At 73.4% G+C, this 17414-nt stretch carries 18 protein-coding genes and 1 riboswitch; of the genes, 14 read left to right on the top strand and 4 right to left on the bottom strand.

What is annotated here, in order from left to right; translation table 11 throughout:
* Nucleotides 1-16 precede the first annotated feature (16 nt).
* Nucleotides 17-1642 carry a glucose-6-phosphate isomerase gene (gene pgi / locus IPM45_01555; protein ID MBK9178257.1) on the bottom strand — a complete coding sequence of 542 codons (1626 nt, stop codon included), beginning with the start codon at nt 1640-1642 and terminating at the stop codon, nt 17-19.
* Nucleotides 1643-1683: 41 nt separating this feature from the next.
* Here pgi and rpiA point away from each other — a divergent pair, with 41 nt between their 5' ends.
* From rpiA to IPM45_01540, 3 genes are read left to right on the top strand one after another with little or no spacing between them, the layout of a single operon-like run.
* Nucleotides 1684-2385, top strand: a complete 702-nt coding sequence (gene rpiA, locus IPM45_01550; GenBank protein ID MBK9178256.1) for a ribose-5-phosphate isomerase RpiA — start codon at nt 1684-1686, stop codon at nt 2383-2385.
* 37 nt (nt 2386-2422) lie between these two features.
* On the top strand, nt 2423-3145 hold the full coding sequence (locus IPM45_01545; protein ID MBK9178255.1) for a dienelactone hydrolase family protein: 723 nt from the start codon (nt 2423-2425) through the stop codon (nt 3143-3145).
* A gap of 5 nt (nt 3146-3150) precedes the next feature.
* Nucleotides 3151-3882 carry an SOS response-associated peptidase gene (locus IPM45_01540; GenBank protein ID MBK9178254.1) on the top strand — a complete coding sequence of 244 codons (732 nt, stop codon included), beginning with the start codon at nt 3151-3153 and terminating at the stop codon, nt 3880-3882.
* Nucleotides 3883-3885: 3 nt separating this feature from the next.
* Here the strand turns inward: IPM45_01540 and IPM45_01535 are convergent, their stop codons facing one another.
* Nucleotides 3886-4308: an HIT family protein gene (locus tag IPM45_01535; GenBank protein MBK9178253.1), complete on the bottom strand. Its 423-nt coding sequence runs from the start codon at nt 4306-4308 to the stop codon at nt 3886-3888.
* 9 nt (nt 4309-4317) lie between these two features.
* Nucleotides 4318-5121 (bottom strand): SDR family oxidoreductase, encoded by an 804-nt coding sequence (locus IPM45_01530; GenBank protein ID MBK9178252.1) that lies wholly within the window; start codon nt 5119-5121, stop codon nt 4318-4320.
* A gap of 24 nt (nt 5122-5145) precedes the next feature.
* Here IPM45_01530 and IPM45_01525 point away from each other — a divergent pair, with 24 nt between their 5' ends.
* From IPM45_01525 to gcvT, 11 genes are read left to right on the top strand one after another with little or no spacing between them, the layout of a single operon-like run.
* Nucleotides 5146-5787, top strand: coding sequence for a CDP-alcohol phosphatidyltransferase family protein (locus IPM45_01525; GenBank protein ID MBK9178251.1), 642 nt, complete (start codon nt 5146-5148; stop codon nt 5785-5787).
* Nucleotides 5788-5797: 10 nt separating this feature from the next.
* On the top strand, nt 5798-8284 hold the full coding sequence (locus tag IPM45_01520) for an NTP transferase domain-containing protein (GenBank protein MBK9178250.1): 2487 nt from the start codon (nt 5798-5800) through the stop codon (nt 8282-8284).
* Nucleotides 8285-8333: 49 nt separating this feature from the next.
* The gene (gcvH, locus tag IPM45_01515) at nt 8334-8714 is read left to right on the top strand and encodes a glycine cleavage system protein GcvH (GenBank protein ID MBK9178249.1); all 381 of its coding nucleotides are present in this window, start codon (nt 8334-8336) and stop codon (nt 8712-8714) included.
* A gap of 10 nt (nt 8715-8724) precedes the next feature.
* Nucleotides 8725-9216 (top strand): FHA domain-containing protein, encoded by a 492-nt coding sequence (locus tag IPM45_01510; protein MBK9178248.1) that lies wholly within the window; start codon nt 8725-8727, stop codon nt 9214-9216.
* Nucleotides 9213-10001 carry a MerR family transcriptional regulator gene (locus tag IPM45_01505; GenBank protein ID MBK9178247.1) on the top strand — a complete coding sequence of 263 codons (789 nt, stop codon included), beginning with the start codon at nt 9213-9215 and terminating at the stop codon, nt 9999-10001. Before IPM45_01510 ends, IPM45_01505 begins: the two co-directional genes overlap by 4 nt.
* On the top strand, nt 9998-10579 hold the full coding sequence (hpt, locus tag IPM45_01500) for a hypoxanthine phosphoribosyltransferase (GenBank protein ID MBK9178246.1): 582 nt from the start codon (nt 9998-10000) through the stop codon (nt 10577-10579). Before IPM45_01505 ends, hpt begins: the two co-directional genes overlap by 4 nt.
* A 9-nt stretch (nt 10580-10588) precedes the next feature.
* Nucleotides 10589-11089 (top strand): bifunctional nuclease family protein, encoded by a 501-nt coding sequence (locus IPM45_01495; GenBank protein ID MBK9178245.1) that lies wholly within the window; start codon nt 10589-10591, stop codon nt 11087-11089.
* Between the two features lie 27 nt (nt 11090-11116).
* A complete protein-coding gene (locus IPM45_01490; protein ID MBK9178244.1) occupies nt 11117-12121 on the top strand; it encodes a potassium channel protein in 1005 nt (334 codons plus the stop codon).
* Between the two features lie 52 nt (nt 12122-12173).
* Nucleotides 12174-12692 (top strand): MerR family transcriptional regulator, encoded by a 519-nt coding sequence (locus tag IPM45_01485; GenBank protein ID MBK9178243.1) that lies wholly within the window; start codon nt 12174-12176, stop codon nt 12690-12692.
* A gap of 30 nt (nt 12693-12722) precedes the next feature.
* Nucleotides 12723-13118 carry a hypothetical protein gene (locus IPM45_01480; GenBank protein ID MBK9178242.1) on the top strand — a complete coding sequence of 132 codons (396 nt, stop codon included), beginning with the start codon at nt 12723-12725 and terminating at the stop codon, nt 13116-13118.
* Between the two features lie 40 nt (nt 13119-13158).
* The gene (gene gcvT, locus IPM45_01475) at nt 13159-14214 is read left to right on the top strand and encodes a glycine cleavage system aminomethyltransferase GcvT (GenBank protein MBK9178241.1); all 1056 of its coding nucleotides are present in this window, start codon (nt 13159-13161) and stop codon (nt 14212-14214) included.
* 33 nt (nt 14215-14247) lie between these two features.
* Here the strand turns inward: gcvT and gcvP are convergent, their stop codons facing one another.
* Nucleotides 14248-17145 (bottom strand): aminomethyl-transferring glycine dehydrogenase, encoded by a 2898-nt coding sequence (gcvP, locus tag IPM45_01470; protein MBK9178240.1) that lies wholly within the window; start codon nt 17143-17145, stop codon nt 14248-14250.
* A gap of 34 nt (nt 17146-17179) precedes the next feature.
* Nucleotides 17180-17287, bottom strand: a riboswitch (glycine riboswitch).
* Nucleotides 17288-17414: the final 127 nt, after the last annotated feature.

The following is a 17414-nucleotide window of genomic DNA, read 5'->3' as shown; positions in this document are numbered from 1 at the left end:
GCGCCGACCGCGGCCGTCAGGCCCGGTGCAGGCGGCGGTAGCGCCGGATCAGCGCCGAGGTGGAGGAGTCGTGGGCCAGGGCCGGCTCGTCGGGCGACTCGAGCTCGGGGATGATCCGCGTCGCCAGCACCTTGCCCAGCTCCACCCCCCACTGGTCGAAGGAGTTGATCCCCCACACCGCCCCCTGGGTGAACACCTTGTGCTCGTACAGGGCGACCAGCTGCCCGAGGACGTAGGGCGTGAGCCGGTCGGCCAGGATGGTGGTGGACGGCCGGTTGCCCGGGAAGGTGCGGTGGGGCACCAGCTCGGGGGCCACGCCCTCGGCCGCCACCTCCTCGGCGGTCTTGCCGAACGCCAGCGCCTCGGCCTGGGCCAGGCAGTTGGCCATCAGCAGGGCCTGGTGGTCACCGAGCTCCTCGACCGCGTTGGCGAAGCCGATGACGTCGAGCGGCACCAGCTGGGTGCCCTGGTGGAGGAGCTGGAAGTACGCGTGCTGCCCGTTGGTGCCGGGGGTGCCCCAGACCACCGGGCCGGTCTGCCACGACACGGGGGTGCCGTCGAGCGCGACGCGCTTGCCGTTGCTCTCCATGTCGAGCTGCTGCAGGTAGGCCGGGAAGCGGTCGAGGTACTGGCTGTAGGGCACCACGGCCTGGGTGGAGACACCGAGGAAGTTGCGGTACCAGACCCCGATCAGGCCGAGCAGGACCGGAGCGTTGGCCCCGAGGGGGGCGGTGCGGAAGTGCTCGTCGACGCTGTGGAAGCCGGCCAGCATCTCCCGGAAGTGGTCGTGGCCGATGGCGAGCATCAGCGAGAGGCCGATCGCCGAGTCGTAGGAGTAGCGGCCCCCGACCCAGTCCCAGAAGCCGAACATGTGCTGCGGATCGATCCCGAACCGGGCGACCTCCCCGGCGTTGGTCGACACCGCGACGAAGTGGTGGGGCACGGCTGCCTCGCCGAGGGCGCCCACGAGCCAGCGGCGCGCCGAGGTGGCGTTGGCGATGGTCTCGAGGGTCGTGAACGTCTTGGACGAGACGACGAACAGCGTCGTGGCCGGATCGAGGCCGCGGAGGACCTCCAACAGGTCGGTGCCGTCGACGTTGGACACGAAGTGGCAGCGGAGGTCGCGGTCGCTGTAGGCGATCAGGGCGTCGTAGGCCATCGCCGGGCCCAGGTCGGACCCGCCGATCCCGATGTTGACGACGTCGGTGATGCGGTGGCCGGTGGCCCCCAGCCAGGCCCCGGAGCGCACCCGGTCGACGAAGACCGCCATGTGGTCGAGCACCGCGTGCACCTGGGGCACCACGTCGACCCCGTCGACGAGGATGCGGGCGCTGCGGGGCGCCCGCAGGGCGACGTGCAGCACCGCCCGGTGCTCGGTGACGTTGATGGGCTCTCCGGCGAACATGGCGTCGCGGCGCTCGCCGAGGCCGGCCCGCTCGGCCAGGGCGAGGAGCAGCCCCATGGTCTCGTCGGTCACCCGGTGCTTGGCGTAGTCGACGTAGAGGCCGTCGACGTCGATGGCGAGGCGCTCGCCCCGCCCCGGATCACCGGCGAAGAGCTGGCGGAGGTGCACCCCGCGGAGCTGCTCGGCGTGGGCGCGCAGCGCCGCCCACTCGGGCGTCTGGTCGATCGGAGCGGCCATGCTCGGACGCTACCGTGCTCACGCCCCCCGCCCCAGGAGGAATCGTGGCCGAGCCGGACGACCCGACGACGGAGCTGAAGCGGCGTGCCGCCGAAGCCGCGGTGGACGAGGTGGCCTCCGGCATGGCCGTGGGCCTGGGCACGGGGAGCACCGCGATCTTCGCCACCCGGCGGATCGCCGCGCTCCTCGCCGAGGGCGCGCTGCACGACGTGGTCGGCTACGCGACGTCGTCACAGGTGTGGGCCGAGGCCGAGCGGCTCGGGATCCCGATGCTCACGCCCGACCTGCCCCGCGACCTCGACCTCACCATCGACGGGGCCGACGAGGTCGACCCGGATCTCGACGTGATCAAGGGCGGGGGCGGCGCCCTGCTCCGCGAGAAGATCGCCGCCCAGGCCAGCCGCCGCGAGGTGCTCGTGGTGGACGAGGGCAAGCTGTCGCCCCGGCTCGGCACGAACCACCCCCTGCCGGTGGAGGTGCTGGCCTTCGGGTGGCGGTCCCAGGCCCGCTTCGTGGAGCGCCTCGGGGGCCGTCCCGTGCTGCGGCTGTCCGGTGGCGAGCCGTTCCTGACCGACTCGGGCAACCTCGTGCTCGACTGCGACTTCGGGCCGATCGCCGACCCCGAGCGGCTGGCCGCCGAGCTGGGGGCCCGGGCCGGGATCGTGGAGCACGGCCTGTTCCTGGGGGTGGCCGCCGAGGTGGTCGTGGCCGGCCCCGACGGGGTGCGGCGCCTCTCCCGGTAGGCCGCGGGCCGGGCCGCCCGTGCGCGATGCTGCGCCCATGCCCGCCAGCTCCCGGACCGAGCAGGTCGACGTCGCCGACGGATCGTTCGACCTGCACCTCTGGCTCCCCGACTCCGGCCGGGGGCCGGGGCTGCTGCTCCTGCAGGAGATCTTCGGCGTGGGGCCCTACCTGCGCGCCGTGGCCGAGCGGCTCGCCGACCTGGGCTACGTGGTGGGCGCGCCCGACGTGTTCTGGCGCATCGAGCGCAACTGGGAGGCGGACCACAGCGAGGAAGGGCTCACGGCGTCGCTGGCACTGATGCCGGCGTTCGACCTGGCGGCCGGGGTGGCCGACTGCGCCGCCGCCTTCGGGCACCTGGCCGCCCTCCCCGAGGTCTCGGGCGGCGCCGGCGTCATGGGGTTCTGCCTGGGGGGCCTGCTCACGTTCCAGGTGGCGAGGGCCGCCGACCCGGTCGTGGCGGTGTCGTACTACGGCTCCAACATCGTGGCCTTCCTCGATGGCGTCGACGAGATCCGGTGCCCGATCCAGCTGCACTTCGGCGAGCACGACCCGTACATCCCGCTGGAGCAGGTGGAGCAGATCAGGGGTGCCCTGGCGGGACGCGCCGATGCCGAGGTGCACGTGCAGGCGGGCGCGGGCCACGCCTTCGACAACCACGAGGCCCCGATGTTCCACGACCCGGCCGCGGCCGCAGCGGCCTGGGCCCTGACGACGGCGTTCCTGGGGCGCCACCTCCCGGTCCGGCCGCTGGGGGAGTAGGGCCCGTGTGCGGCCGCTTCGCGTCGGCCACCCCGCCCGACCGGCTGGCCCGCTACTTCGACGCCGCCCTGGGCGCGGAGGCGCTGCTCGGGCCCAGCTACAACGTCGCCCCCACGAACGACGTGTACGTCGTGGTCGACACGGCCGAGGGCCGGACGGTCGAGGCCTTCCACTGGGGCCTGGTGCCCATCTGGGCCGAGGACCTGGCCGTCGGGAACCGGATGATCAACGCCCGGGGCGACACGCTGGCCACCAAGCCCGCCTTCCGCTCGGCCTTCCAGAAGCGCCGCTGCCTGGTGCCGGCCGACGGCTTCTACGAGTGGCGCTCGGTCCCGGGCCAGAGGCGCAAGCAGCCGTACTACATCCACCGGGTCGACGGTGAGCCCCTGGCCTTCGCCGGTCTGTGGGAGGTGTGGCGGGGGCCGGACCGGGCCGGCGACCCCGTGCGCTCCACGACCATCGTGACCACCGACGCCAACGACCTGGTGCGGCCGATCCACGACCGGATGCCCGTGATCCTCCCCCCGTCGGCGTGGGACGCGTGGCTCGACCCCGACAACCACGACACCGCGGCGCTGGGCCGGCTGCTGGTGCCGGCACCGCCGGAGCTGCTCCTGCTCACGCCGGTGTCGACCGCGGTGAACAACGTCCGCAACGAGGGACCCGAGCTGATCGAGCCCGATCCCGAGGCGCCGCCCGCCCCGGGGGCTCCGCCGTCCGGCCCTCCCGAGCCCTGAGGGCTAGCCCGCGACCTCTTCGTGGCCCAGGCGTCGGAGGGCGGCTCGCAGCTCCTCGGCGGCGAGGTCGAGATCGGCGGGGTCGGGGTTGCGGGCGGCGTTGGCGAAGTCGAGGTCGTGGACGCCCCAGATGGGGACCACGTGCAGGTGCAGGTGGGGCACCTCGAGCCCGGCGATGAGCAGGCCCACCCTCAAGGGGCCGAAGGCCTGCTGCTGGGCCACGCCGATCGCCCGGGACACCACCATCAGGTGGGCGGCCAGGTCGGGTGGGGCGTCGAGCCAGTGGTCGATCTCCTCGATCGGCACCACCAGCGTGTGGCCGTGCCGCAGCGGGTTGACCGACAGGAACGCCACCGCCCGGTCGTCGCGCCAGACGAAGCGGCCCGGCAGCTGCCCGGTGATGATCCGGGTGAAGATCGAGGCCATCGCCGCCGCCTACCCGAAGGCCCCGGTGAGCGTGAGCACCTCGCCGAAGCAGTACGAGGCCTGGTCGCCGGCGAGGAACCGCACCATCTCGGCGACCTCCTCGGCGCGCCCGAAGCGGCCGGCGCCCACCCGCATGGCGATCATCTGGCGGACCTCGTCGGGAAGGGGCGCCAGCAGCGGCGTGTCGATGAAGCCCGGCGCCACTGCGTTGACGCGAATCCCCAGCGGTGCCACCTCGGCCCCCACCGATCTGGTGAACAGCACGATGCCGCCCTTGGCCGCCGCGTACTCGGCGTTGCCGGGCGCGCCCTGCAGGCCGTAGATCGACGCCAGGTTCACGATGGCGCCCCGCCGCACGGGCTCCATGTGCCGCAGAGCGGCGCGCGTCCCGTGGAACGTGCCGTACAGGTGCACCCTGATCATGCGGTCCCACTGCTCGTCGGTGAGCGTCGACGTGGCGCGGATCGGCTGGGGCTCCTCGCCGGCGAGGCGTCCCAGCAGGTTGGCCGACACCCGCTCGTACACCTCGGGGCGGATCGTCATGATCCCGGCGTTGTTCACCAGGATGTCGAGCCGGCCGTGGGTGGCGCACAGCCGGTCGACGGCGTCGTCGACGGCGCCAGGGTCGGTGACGTCGAACGGGACGGCCTCGCCCCCGATGCGCTCGGCCACCTCGTCCGCCGACGCCCGGTGGAGGTCGTTCACGGCGACGTGGGCGCCGTCGGCGGCGAGGCGGGCGGCGATGGCGGCACCGAGGCCGGAGCCGGCGCCGGTGACCAGCGCGACCCGGCCGGAGAGGTCCGAGGTGGGCATGGGGGCGGATCGTAGGCTGGGCCGGTGAGCGACGCCGCGGCGACGGGGACCCATGCCGGGACCGATCGGATCGTCACGATCCCGAACGTCCTCACGGTGGTGCGGCTCGGCTGCATCCCGGTGTTCCTGTGGCTGCTCTTCGGCCGCGACGACCCGGCCGCCGCGGCCGTGCTGCTCGCGGCCCTCGGGGCGACCGACTGGGTCGACGGCTACGTGGCTCGCCACTTCGACCAGGTGTCGGAGCTGGGGAAGGTCCTCGACCCGATCGCCGACCGCCTGCTCCTGATCGTGGCGGTCGGCGGGATCCTGCTCGACGGCGCGGCACCCCTCTGGTTCGGCCTGGCCGTGGTGGCGCGCGAGGTCGTGGTCGGCGCCGCGACGCTCGTCCTCGCGATCCTCGGCGCCAGGCGGATCGACGTCACCTGGTGGGGCAAGGCCGGCACGTTCGGCCTGATGTGCGCCTTCCCGCTGTTCCTCTACGGCTCGAGCACCGCCCCGGGGGCGGACGCGGCGTGGGTCGCGGGCTACCTGGCCGGCGTCCCGGCCCTCGCCCTGAGCTACTACGCCGCGGTGCGGTACGTGCCCCTGGCCCGCCGCGCCCTGCGCGAGGGCCGGGAGGGCCGCGGCGGCACCGCCGTGGCCGGGGTGCCACCGCCGGGCAACTAGGCTCCGCCCCGTGAAGGCTGTGATCATGGCGGGAGGTGAGGGGACCCGCCTGCGGCCACTCACCTCGAACGCACCGAAGCCGATGCTCCCCCTGGCCAACCGGCCGATGATGGAGCACATCGTCGGGCTGCTCAAGCGGCACGACTTCGACGAGATCGTCGTCACCGTGGCCTTCATGGCCAACGCCATCCAGACGTACTTCGGCGACGGGTCCGAGTTCGGGGTGCGGATCGTGTACGCGGTCGAGGAGCACCCGCTCGGCACCGCAGGGTCGGTGCGGAACGCGATGGAGCAGCTCGACGAGCGGTTCCTCGTGATCTCCGGCGACGTGCTCACCGACATCGACCTCACGTCGATCGTCGCCTTCCACGACGATCGCAAGGCCATGGCGACGATCGCCCTCACCCCGGTCGAGAACCCGCTCGAGTTCGGGATCGTGATCACCAAGGAAGACGGCTCGATCGAGCGGTTCCTGGAGAAGCCCACCTGGGGCCAGGTGTTCAGCGACACCATCAACACCGGGATCTTCGTCCTGGAGCCCGAGGTCTTCGACTACATCGAGGCCGACACCTCGGTCGACTTCTCGAGCGACGTGTACCCGAAGCTGCTCGCCGAGGGCAAGCCCCTCTACGGCGCCGTGACCGAGGGCTACTGGGAGGACGTCGGCACGCTCGAGGCGTACCTCCGGGCCCACAAGGACGTCCTCGACGGAAAGGTGGCCCTCGACATCCCCGGGTTCCGCGTGTCGGAGGGTGTGTGGATCGGCGAGGGCGCCGAGATCAACCCGAACGCCCGGATCGACGGCCCCGCGGTGGTGGGCGACTACTGCCGCGTCGAGGCCGACGCGCACCTCGGCGAGTACACCGTCCTGGGCACCAACGTGCGGGTGCGCGGCGACGTCGATCTCGAGCGGGCGGTGGTGCACGACAACGCGTACCTGGGGGAGGGGGCGCGCCTGCGGGGCACGGTCGTCGGCCGCTCCTGCGACATCCGCGCCGGGGCCCGTTGCGAGGAAGGCGTCGTGCTGGGCGACGAGTGCTTCGTGGGCGAGAACGCGGTGCTCGGTGCCGGCGTGAAGGTGTACCCGTTCAAGACGGTGGAGGCCGGCGCCATCGTCAACACCTCGATCGTGTGGGAGTCGAGGGGCGCCCGCAGCCTCTTCGGGCGCCAGGGCATCGCCGGGCTCGCCAACGTCGACATCAGCCCCGAGCTGGCCACTCGCGTCGCCCTCGCCTACGCCACTGCGCTGAAGAAGGACACCACGGTCGTCACGTCCCGTGACTCGAGCCGCAGCGCGCGGATGCTGAAGCGGGCGATGATGGCCGGCCTCAACGCGGCCGGCGTGAACGTGCTCGACCTCGAGGTGGCGTCGGTGCCGGTGACCCGCTTCCTCGTGCGCTCCCCGCGGGCCTCGGGAGGGCTCACGATCCGCCTGGTCGAGGGCGACGCGCAGCAGGTCGCGATCCGCTTCTTCGACAACAACGGCCTCGACATCGTGGAGGACACCCAGCGCAAGATCGAGCGGCTGTTCCACCGCGAGGACTACCGCCGGGTGTTCCCCCCGGAGATCGGCGACATCGGCTTCCCGCCCCGTGCCCTCGAGGACTACACGGTGGCCCTCGAAGGCACCGTCGACACCGCGCTCATCCGCTCGGCGGCCTTCAAGGTGGTGGTCGACTACGCCTACGGCACCACGTCGTTCGTCATGCCCAACGTGCTGGCGAAGCTGGGGGCCGACGTGCTCGCCGTCAACCCCTACGCCTCCACCGTCGGCGCGATCTCCTACGACCGTGACGCCCACGCAGCCCGCGTGGCGAGCCAGGTCAGGGCGTCCGGCGCCCATCTGGGTGCCGTCATCGACCCCGACGGCGAGCGGCTCACCCTGATCGACGACGAGGGCCACCAGCTCTCCGACACCGAGGCGCTCTTGGCCCTGCTGACGCTGGTGGGCGACCGGATCGTCGGTGACCGGGTGGCGCTGCCGGTGACCACCAGCGCCTTCGCAGCCGAGCTGGTCGGGCGCCACGGCCTGAGCGTCCTGCCCACCAAGGTCGCGGCGGCGGCGCTCATGGACGCGGCCCAGGAGCCCGGCGTGGGCTTCGCGGCCGACGGGCAGGGCGGCTACATCCTGCCCGGGTTCCTCCCCGCCTACGACGGCGCCGCCACTCTCGTGAAGGTTCTCGAGCTGCTGGCCCTGCGCGGCAGGCGGCTCTCCGAGGTCGTGGCCGGCCTGCCGCGGGTCCACATGGCCCACGAGACGATCGTCACCCCCTGGGAGCAGAAGGGCGCGGTCATGCGCAGCCTCGTCGAGCTGGCCAAGGACCGGGAGCTGCTGCTCGTCGACGGCGTGAAGGTGTTCCACGACGGCGGCTGGGCGCTGGCGCTGCCCGACCCCGACGAGCCGGTCACGCACGTGTGGGCCGAGGGCGCGTCCGACACCGACGCACGTCGGCTCGCGCAGGAGTACGCCCGGCGCATCCGCCAGATGCTCCGCTAGGCGTGAGCGGCCGCTCACGCCCCGTGCTGCGTCCGGTAGCGTCACGGCGATGAACGTCCCCGACGACCTCCGCTACTCCGCCGACCACGAGTGGATCCGTCTCGAGGGCGACCGGGCGCGGGTGGGGATCACCGACTACGCCCAGGACGCGCTGGGCGACGTCGTCTTCGTCCAGGTTCCCGAGCTGGGCGCGGTGGTCACGGCCGGGCAGTCCTGCAGCGAGGTGGAGTCCACCAAGTCCGTCTCCGACGTGTACGCGCCGATCGCCGGCACGATCGTCGAGGTCAACACCGAGCTGGCCGACCACCCCGAGCGCCTCAACGACGACCCCTACGGCGAGGGCTGGATCTGCGTCATCGAGCCGTCCGACCCGGCCGAGCTGGCGCGCCTGCTCGACGCCGAGGCCTACCGGAGCCTGATCGAGGGCTGAGGCCGGTCCGGTGGGGGAGGTCTTCTGCACCCAGTGCGGTCACCGGAACCTCCCGGGGTCGCGCTTCTGCTCGTCCTGTGGCGACGCAATCCTCGTCGGCGGCGACGAGCACACCGGCGCCCACAGCGCGGTCGACGCCGAGGACCCCCTCGGGGTCGAGGCCCTCGACGCGACGGTCGCCGAGCTCGCCCCCGGCCAGGCCGTCCTCGTCGTGCTCGGCGGGCCCGGCGCAGGGGTCCGGTTCGAGCTGGGCGGCGCCACGGTGCGCGCCGGGCGCCACCCCGACAGCGACCTCTTCCTCGACGACATCACCGTGTCGCGCCGGCACGTCGAGATCTCCCGTCACGACGGCCGCTTCAAGGCCCGCGACGTCGGGTCGCTCAACGGCACCTACCTCAACCGGGAGCGCATCGACGAGGCCTGGCTGCAGAGCGGCGACGAGCTGCAGATCGGCAAGTTCAAGCTCCTGTTCCTCAGCGGCCCGCCGGCGGGTGCCCGATGACCGAGCGGCAGTACCTGTCGATCGGGGAGGTGCTGGCCCTCCTGCAGGAGGAGTTCCCCGACGTCACGATCTCGAAGATCCGGTTCCTCGAGAGCCAGGGGCTGATCGACCCGGAGCGCACGCCGTCGGGCTACCGGAAGTTCTACGACAACGACATCGAGCGCCTGCGCTGGATCCTGCGGGAGCAGAAGGAGAACTTCCTCCCGCTGCGGGTCATCAAGGATCGCCTGGCGGCCGTCGGTCCCCACGGCGTGCCCGCTCCGGTGGAGCCGCCGGCGGCCGAGGGGGTCCTGGCGCTCGACGTGGACGAGGTGGCGGTCGAGGGCGGGGGGGCCGACGCCACGACCGGCGCCGCGACCGCCACCGGCGCCGCGGCCGACCCCCTCGACACTGGGGCGTCGGCGGCAAGCTTCACCCTCGAGGAGCTCGCGACCGCGAGCGGGCTCGGCCTCGACGCCGTCACCGAGCTCGAGCAGTACGGCCTCGTCACCGGCCGGGCGGTCGGGCGCGTCACGTACTACGACGAGGAAGCCCTCATCGTCGCCCGGCTGGCGGCCGGCTTCCTGCGCTACGGGGCCGAAGCCCGCCACCTCCGCATGTACCGCAACGCCGCCGACCGGGAGGCCGGGCTCTTCGAGCAGGTCGTGCTGCCCATGCTCAAGCAGCGGAACCCGGTGGCCCGCCGCCACGCCCGCGAGGCGCTGGTCGACCTGGCCCGGTTGGGCGAGGGCCTGCGGGCGGCGATGCTGCGGGCCGCCCTCCGGCAGCTCACGGAGGGGTCCTGACCCTCCGGGTGCTCGTCGGCGCCGACGAGCTGCGCGCCGGCGTGGCCCGACTCGGCGCCGAGGTCTCGGCCGCCTACGACGACGGGCTCGTGCTGGTGGGGGTGCTCAAGGGGAGCGTGGTCTTCCTCGCCGATCTGGCCCGGACGCTCACCGTCGACCCGGTCGTCGACTTCCTGGCCCTCTCCTCGTACCGCCCCGGCGGCCCCCGGGTGCGGCTGGTGAAGGATCTCGACACCGACATCGGGGGCCGCCACGTGGTGGTGGTGGAGGACGTGGTCGACACCGGGCTCACCCTCACCTGGCTGCTGGGCGAGCTCGACCGGCGCGGCCCGGCGTCGCTGGCGGTGTGCACCCTGCTCGACAAGCGGGCCCGGCGACTCGTGCCGGTCCCGGTCCGCTTCGTGGGCTTCGAGGTCCAAGACGAGTTCGTGCTGGGGTACGGCCTCGACTACCAGGGGCGCTACCGCAACCTCGACGTGATCGTGGCCGGCGACCTGGAGGCGCTGCGCGTGGACCCCGACGCCCACGTGCCCGAGCTGTACCGGCGACGCGGCTCGCCGCCTCCGCCCGCGGGGTAGCGTGGCGGTGTGGTGGAGATGGAGCTGATGGGCGTTCGCGTCGAGGTTCCGGCCAACGCACCGATCGTGCTCCTCCGCGAGGCCGCGGGCGACCGGCGGGTCCTCCCGATCTACATCGGGGGAGCCGAGGCCACCGCCATCGCCTTCGCCCTGGAGGGTGTGGTCACGCCCCGGCCGCTCACCCACGACCTGCTGAAGGACGTACTCGACGGCCTCGGGGTGGCCCTCGAGCGGGTGGTGGTCACCGAGCTGCGCGAGCACACCTTCTTCGCCGAGCTGCACCTGCGGCTCGGCGACCGCGTGCAGCTGGTCTCCAGCCGTCCGAGCGATGCCATCGCCCTCGCGGTGCGCACCGGCACGCCGATCTTCGCCGACGAGGCCGTGCTCGACGAGGCCGCCCAGCCGGCCGAGGACGAGGACGAGGCCGAGGAGCCCGCCGACCAGGACGAGCTGGTCGACGAGTTCCGCGACTTCATCGAGCGCGTCAACCCCGAAGACTTCGCGTCCTGACGGGCTCGGCCGGGACGGGTGGCCGGGATGCGCACCGACCCCTGGCGGCGCGTGCGCGTGGGCGCCGCGCTGCTGGTCGGCGTGGTCGCGCTCGGCACCCTCGGGTACGCGCTGCTCGGCCTGAGCGCCTTCGACGCGCTGTACCAGACCGTCACCACGGTCACCACGATCGGGTTCAAGGAGGTCGGCGACTTCACGACGGCCGACCGGGCCTTCACCATCGTGGTCGCCCTCGCCGGGGTGGGCACCGCCCTGTACACCTTCACCGCCGTCCTCGAGGTGCTGGTCGAGGGGCACCTGAGCGACCTGTTCGGGAGGCGTCGCATGCAGAGCCGCATCGCCGGGCTGTCCGGCCACGTGATCGTGTGCGGATGGGGGAGGGTGGGGCGGACGATCGGTCAGTTCCTCGCCGGCGCCGGGCGCGAGCTGGTGGTGGTGGATCGTGACGCCGACCGGCTCGTCAGGACCGACGCCCCGTACGTGGTGGGTGATGCCACCGATGACGACGTGCTCGCCGCTGCCGGTCTCGACCGGGCGTCGGTGCTTGTCGCCGCCCTCGATGCCGACGCCGCGAACCTCTACGTCACGTTGAGTGCCCGGGCGGTGCGACCCGACCTGTTCATCGTCGTCCGGGCGCGGGTGCCCGGGGCGGAGGCCAAGCTGCTGCAGGCCGGAGCCGACCGCGTCGTCAACCCGCAGCACATCGGCGGTGCCCGGATGGCGGCGCTCGCCCTCCAGCCCCACGTGGCCGACTTCCTCGACGTGGTGATGCACGACGGCAGCCTCGAGTTCCGCCTGGGCGAGGTGACGGTGCCGGCGGGGTCGGCCCTGGCCGGCTCCACCATCCGCGAGGCCGAGGTGCGCGAGCGCACGGGCGCACTGGTGCTGGCGGTGCGCGACCCGACCGGTGCGTTCGGCCTCAACCCCGGCCCGGACGACCGCCTGGAGGCCGGGCAGGTGCTCATCGTGATCGGCACACGGGCCCAGCTCGACGCCCTCACCACGCTGATCGGCTCGACGGGCCGTCGTTGACGCCGGAGCGGGCCGGGCCCTAGCCTCGAAGCACACGTCCGTAACTACAGGGCTGTGGTCCGGGCACGTCCGGGGAGGGCCAGTGAGCGAAGAAGGCTTCAGCGGCCGGCAGGCGGCCGACATCGTCGGGATCACGTACCGCCAGCTCGACTACTGGGCCCGCACCGACCTGGTGCGGCCGTCGCTCGCCGACGCTCGGGGGAGCGGCAGCCGCCGCCGCTACTCCTACCGCGACCTGCTCGAGCTGAAGGTGGTGAAGACGCTCGTCGACGCCGGGATCCAGCTGGCATCGGTGCGCCGGATCTTCCGGTACCTGCGCGACCAGCTCGGCGAGGACGTGACCTCGGCCAACCTCGTCATCAACGGGCCCCAGACGCTCCTGGTGTCGGGCGAGGATCTCGTCGACGTGGTCCGCCAGGGCCAGGGGGTGCTGAACGTGCTGCCGCTGGCGACCGTGAAGTCCCAGGTCGACGCCGCCATCCTGCCCCTGCGCGCCCCTGTGGCGGGCCCTCCGGCGGCCGGCGACGAGGAGCCCGGCATGGGCGCAGGCGGCGTGGCCGGGGTCCGCTAGCCCCGACCCGGAAGGGTGAGGCGACCAGTGGTGGGCGTGCCGGCCACGGCCGACTTCGCCCACGAGTCCGAGCGGCAGTTCGCCGAGCTTCTCGACTTCTACGGGATCGCATGGGAGTACGAGCCCCGCACCTTCACACTCCAGGCCGACGACGAGGGCCGGCCCCTGCAGGAGTTCACGCCCGACTTCTACCTCCCCGCCTACGACCTCTTCATCGAGATCACGACCCTCAAGCAGTCGCTGGTCACCAAGAAGAACCGCAAGGCCCGCCGGCTCCGGGAGCTCCATCCCGACGTCCGGGTGCAGATCCTGTACCAGCGCGACTACGTCAACCTCCTGGCCAAGTACGACCTCGACGACGCCCGATCCACGGCGGCGCCGGGCGGGCCCAGGGCCAGCCTCGGGCTGTTCGACCTCGACCCGTGAGCCCGACGGGGGTGCAGCCCGTGCCCGGTAGGGTGCCGCGGTGACCCTGCGGCGCTCGCCCCTCGACGCCTGGCACCGGCGCGCCGGCGCCAAGATGGTCGACTTCGGCGGCTGGGACATGCCCGTCGCCTATCCGGCCGGCACCATCGCCGAGCACCTGGCCTGCCGCCGGGGGGTGGCCGTGTTCGACGTGAGCCACCTGGGCACCGTCCGGCTCGTCGGGCCCGGGGCCCTCGACCGGCTGCAGTCCGCGTTCACGAACGACCTCGCCCGCATCGGGCCGGGTCGAGCCCAGTACACCCACCTCCTCGACGACGCCGACGGGTCGGTGGTCGACGACGTCATCGTGTGGTGGGTGGAGCCCGACGTGTTCGACGTGATGCCCAACGCGTCCAACACGTCGAGCGTGCGGGGGGCCGTGGGCGGTGACGACGTGACCGCCGAGCGGGCCGTCGTGGCGGTGCAGGGGCCCGCTGCTCGGACCCTGCTCGAGGGCGTGGCCGCCGACGCCGCGACCGTGCCCCGGTTCGGCGTGCAGCGGGTCTCGTGGCGTGGGGTGTCGTGCGTGGCCGCCGGCACCGGGTACACCGGCGAGGACGGCGTCGAGATCGCCGTGCCCGCCGACGCCGCCCCCGCCCTCTGGGGCGCCCTGGTCGAGGCCGGGGCGCAACCGGCCGGTCTCGGGGCCCGGGACACCCTCCGGCTCGAGGCCGCCCTCCCGTTGCACGGCCACGAGCTGGGGCCCGGGATCACACCGCTCCAGGCCGGGCTGGGCTGGGTGGTGGCGTGGGAGAAGCCCGTCTTCCGGGGCAGGGCCGCGCTCGAGGCCGAGCGGTCCCGCGGCGTGTCGCGGCGGATCCGGGGGCTCGAGGTGGACGGGCGGCGCCCGCCCCGGGCCGGACAGGCCGTGCTCGTGGGCGGCGAGGTCGTGGGCGAGGTGACGAGCGGCAACTACTCCCCGGTCCTCGAGCGGGGGATCGCCCTCGCCTTCGTCCCGCCCCACCTCGAGCCGGGCACCGGCGTGGAGGTCGACGTGCGGGGCACCCGCACGCCGGCCACCCTGGTGCCGACGCCCTTCGTGCGCCGGACCCGCTGAGGCCCTCGCCCGGCCCGGGGCCGCGTGCCGCCGTCAGCTCTCGGCCAGCTCCTCGATCGGGGGGCAGGAGCAGGTGAGGTGGCGATCGCCCCACGCGGCGTCGATGCGGGCGACGGGCGGCCAGTACTTGTCGGCGCGCAGCCACGGCAGCGGGAACGCGGCCTCGTCGCGGCGGTAGGGGCGATCCCAGTCGTCGCCGGCGACGGCCGTGACGGTGTGGGGCGCCCGACGTAGCGGGCTGTCCTCCAGCGGCCAGTCGCCGGCGGCCACCCGGTCGATCTCGCGCCGGATCGCCACCATGGCGTCGACGAACCGGTCGAGCTCGGCCAGCGACTCCGACTCGGTCGGCTCGACCATCAGCGTGCCCGAGACGGGGAACGACACCGTCGGCGCGTGGAACCCGTAGTCCATCAGCCGCTTGGCCACATCGTCCACGGTGACCCCGGTGGCCCGGGTGAGGGGCCGGAGATCGAGGATCAGCTCGTGGGCGACCAGGCCGTGCTCGCCGCGGTACAGCACCGGGTAGTGGGGCCCGAGGCGGGCAGCCAGGTAGTTCGCGCTCAGCACGGCAGCCTCGGTGGCCACGTGCAGGCCGTCGGACCCCATCATCGTGATGTACATCCAGGAGATGGCGAGGATCCCGGCCGAACCCCACGGGGCGGCGGCGATGGGACCGACCCCGGTCGCCGGGCCGGCCTCGGGCACGAGCGGGTGGTTGGGGAGGAAGGGCGCCAGGTGGGACCGCACGCCGACCGGCCCCACCCCGGGGCCGCCGCCCCCGTGGGGGATGCAGAACGTCTTGTGCAGGTTCAGGTGGCTGACGTCGGCGCCGAAGCGGCCGGGCCTCGCCACCCCGACCAGGGCGTTGAGGTTGGCGCCGTCGACGTAGACCTGGCCACCGTGGCCGTGCACCACCTCGCAGAGGGTGGTGATGCCCTCCTCGTACACGCCGTGGGTCGACGGGTACGTCACCATGGCCGCGGCCAGGCGGTCGGCGTGCTGGTCGGCCCGGGCGCGCAGATCGGCCAGGTCGACGTTGCCCTGCTCGTCGCAGGCCACGACCACCACCCGCATCCCCGCCATCACGGCACTGGCGGCGTTGGTGCCGTGGGCCGACGACGGGATCAGGCACACGTCCCGGTCGAGGTCGCCGCGTGAGCGGTGGTAGCCGCGGATCGCCAGGAGACCCGCCAGCTCGCCCTGGGAGCCGGCGTTGGGCTGGAGCGAGACGGCGTCGTAGCCGGTGATCTCGACCAGCATGGCCTCGAGCTCGCGGATCAGCCGGAGCGTGCCCGCGGCGGTGTCGAGGGGGGCGAAGGGGTGCTGGCCGGTTATCTCGGGCCAGGTCACCGGCGCCAGGGCCGCGGCCGGGTTGAGCTTCATCGTGCACGAGCCCAGCGGGATCATCGTGCGGTCGAGGGCCAGGTCACGGTCGGAGAGACGGCGGAGGAGCCGCATCATCGCGGTCTCGGAGCGGTGCTGGTGGAACACCGGGTGGGTGAGGATCGGAGAGGTCCGCAGGAGCTCGGTCGGCAGCGCGTCGGGGGCGACCCGGTCGAGGTCGTCGACCGGAGCGGCGCCGGGTCCGGCTCCGAAGGCCGCGAGCACCCGCAGCAGCACCGCACGGTCGGAGGTCTCGTCGAGGGTGATTCCCACGGTGTCGTCGTCGACGGACCGCAGGTCGAGGCCCTGGCGCCGGGCGGCCGCCAGCACCCCTGCCGCCCGGCCCGGCACGCGCACCGTCAGCGTGTCGAAGAAGGCGTCGTGGACCACCTCGGCCCCGGCCTCGCGCAGGCCGGCGGCCAGGACGGCGGTGAGACGGTGCACCCGTGATGCGATCAGCCGCAGCCCCTCCGGGCCGTGGTACGCGGCGTACATGGCGGCGACGACCGCGAGCAGCACCTGTGCGGTGCAGATGTTGCTGGTGGCCCGCTCGCGGCGGATGTGCTGCTCGCGGGTCTGGAGGGCCAGCCGGTAGGCGGCCCGTCCCTCGGCGTCGGTGGACACGCCGACCAGCCGGCCGGGGAGGCTGCGGACCAGCCGGTCGCGGGTGGCCAGGTAGGCGGCGTGCGGCCCCCCGAACCACAGGGGCACCCCGAAGCGCTGGGTGGACCCGACCACCACGTCGGCGCCCAGCTCGCCCGGCGGGGTGAGCAGGACGAGCGCGAGGGGATCGGCCGTGACCGCCACCAGCCCCCCGGCGGCGTGCACCCGCTCGATGACGGGGGAGGGGTCGACCACGGCGCCGCTCGAGCCCGGGTACGCCAGGACGGCGCCGAAGCAGGCCTCGGCGTCGAGGTCGGTGCGGGGGTCGCCGACCACCAGGTCGATCCCGAGGGGTTCGGCCCGAGCGGCGACCACGGCGGCGGTCTGCGGATGGCAGTCGGCGTCGACGAAGAAGGCCGTGCCGCGGTGATCGGTGGCCCGCCGCAGCATGGTCATGGCCTCGGCCACGGCCGTGGCCTCGTCGAGCAGCGACGCGTTGGCCACGTCCATCCCCGTCAGGTCGGCCACCATCGTCTGGAAGGCCAGCAGGGCCTCGAGCCGCCCCTGGGAGATCTCGGGCTGGTACGGCGTGTACGCGGTGTACCAGGCGGGATCCTCGATCAGGCTCCGCTGGATGACGGGCGGGGTGATCGTGCCGTGGTAGCCGAGCCCGATCAGCGGGGTGCGGGCCACGTTGGCCGCCAGCATCGTCCGGAGCAAGGCGAGGGCCTCGTGCTCCGGCACCGACGGCCCGAGGGCCAGGGGCGTCGTCTCCCGGATGGTCCGCGGGATCGCCCGGGCCAGGAGCTCGTCGATGGTGGTCAGCCCCAGCTCGGCCAGCTGGCGGGCTCGGTCGTCGGCCGACGTGCCCACGTGCCGCTGGACGAAGGCGTCCCGCTGCTCGAGGTCGCTCAGGCGGGTGCGGCGGGTGCTGACGTCGGCCATGGCCGGGGACCTCCGGGGCGCGATGGGTGGGCTCGTGCCCCCCTCTGTCGGGAGGACCTGAGAGATTCACCGCGGCCGGAGCCCGGCCACGGCTTACCCCGTCGGTGAGGCGCCGGGGCGCCTGCTCTCCAGAGGTGCCTCACCCCCGCGGTCCGGGTGCCTGAGAGGTTCCGGGGGCGGTTGCTCCTTCGGCGGCTCCGCACCGCCCGGCTGGCTGCCGGGACGGCCGGTGCGCTCTCCCGCAGGGGGTCGACGACCGGGGCAGCATA

This window comes from Acidimicrobiales bacterium (genome assembly GCA_016716005.1).
Taxonomy (GTDB): Bacteria; Actinomycetota; Acidimicrobiia; order Acidimicrobiales; family JADJXE01; genus JADJXE01.
This window is presented reverse-complemented; position numbering and strand designations above follow the sequence as displayed.

Coding starts and splice junctions, on each gene's coding strand:
- pgi (MBK9178257.1), bottom strand. CDS start 1,642: ATGGCCGCTCCGATCGACCAGACGCCCGAGTGGGCGGCGCTGCGCGCC.
- IPM45_01545 (MBK9178255.1), top strand. CDS start 2,423: ATGCCCGCCAGCTCCCGGACCGAGCAGGTCGACGTCGCCGACGGATCG.
- IPM45_01535 (MBK9178253.1), bottom strand. CDS start 4,308: ATGGCCTCGATCTTCACCCGGATCATCACCGGGCAGCTGCCGGGCCGC.
- IPM45_01530 (MBK9178252.1), bottom strand. CDS start 5,121: ATGCCCACCTCGGACCTCTCCGGCCGGGTCGCGCTGGTCACCGGCGCC.
- gcvH (MBK9178249.1), top strand. CDS start 8,334: ATGAACGTCCCCGACGACCTCCGCTACTCCGCCGACCACGAGTGGATC.
- IPM45_01505 (MBK9178247.1), top strand. CDS start 9,213: ATGACCGAGCGGCAGTACCTGTCGATCGGGGAGGTGCTGGCCCTCCTG.
- IPM45_01490 (MBK9178244.1), top strand. CDS start 11,117: ATGCGCACCGACCCCTGGCGGCGCGTGCGCGTGGGCGCCGCGCTGCTG.
- gcvP (MBK9178240.1), bottom strand. CDS start 17,145: ATGGCCGACGTCAGCACCCGCCGCACCCGCCTGAGCGACCTCGAGCAG.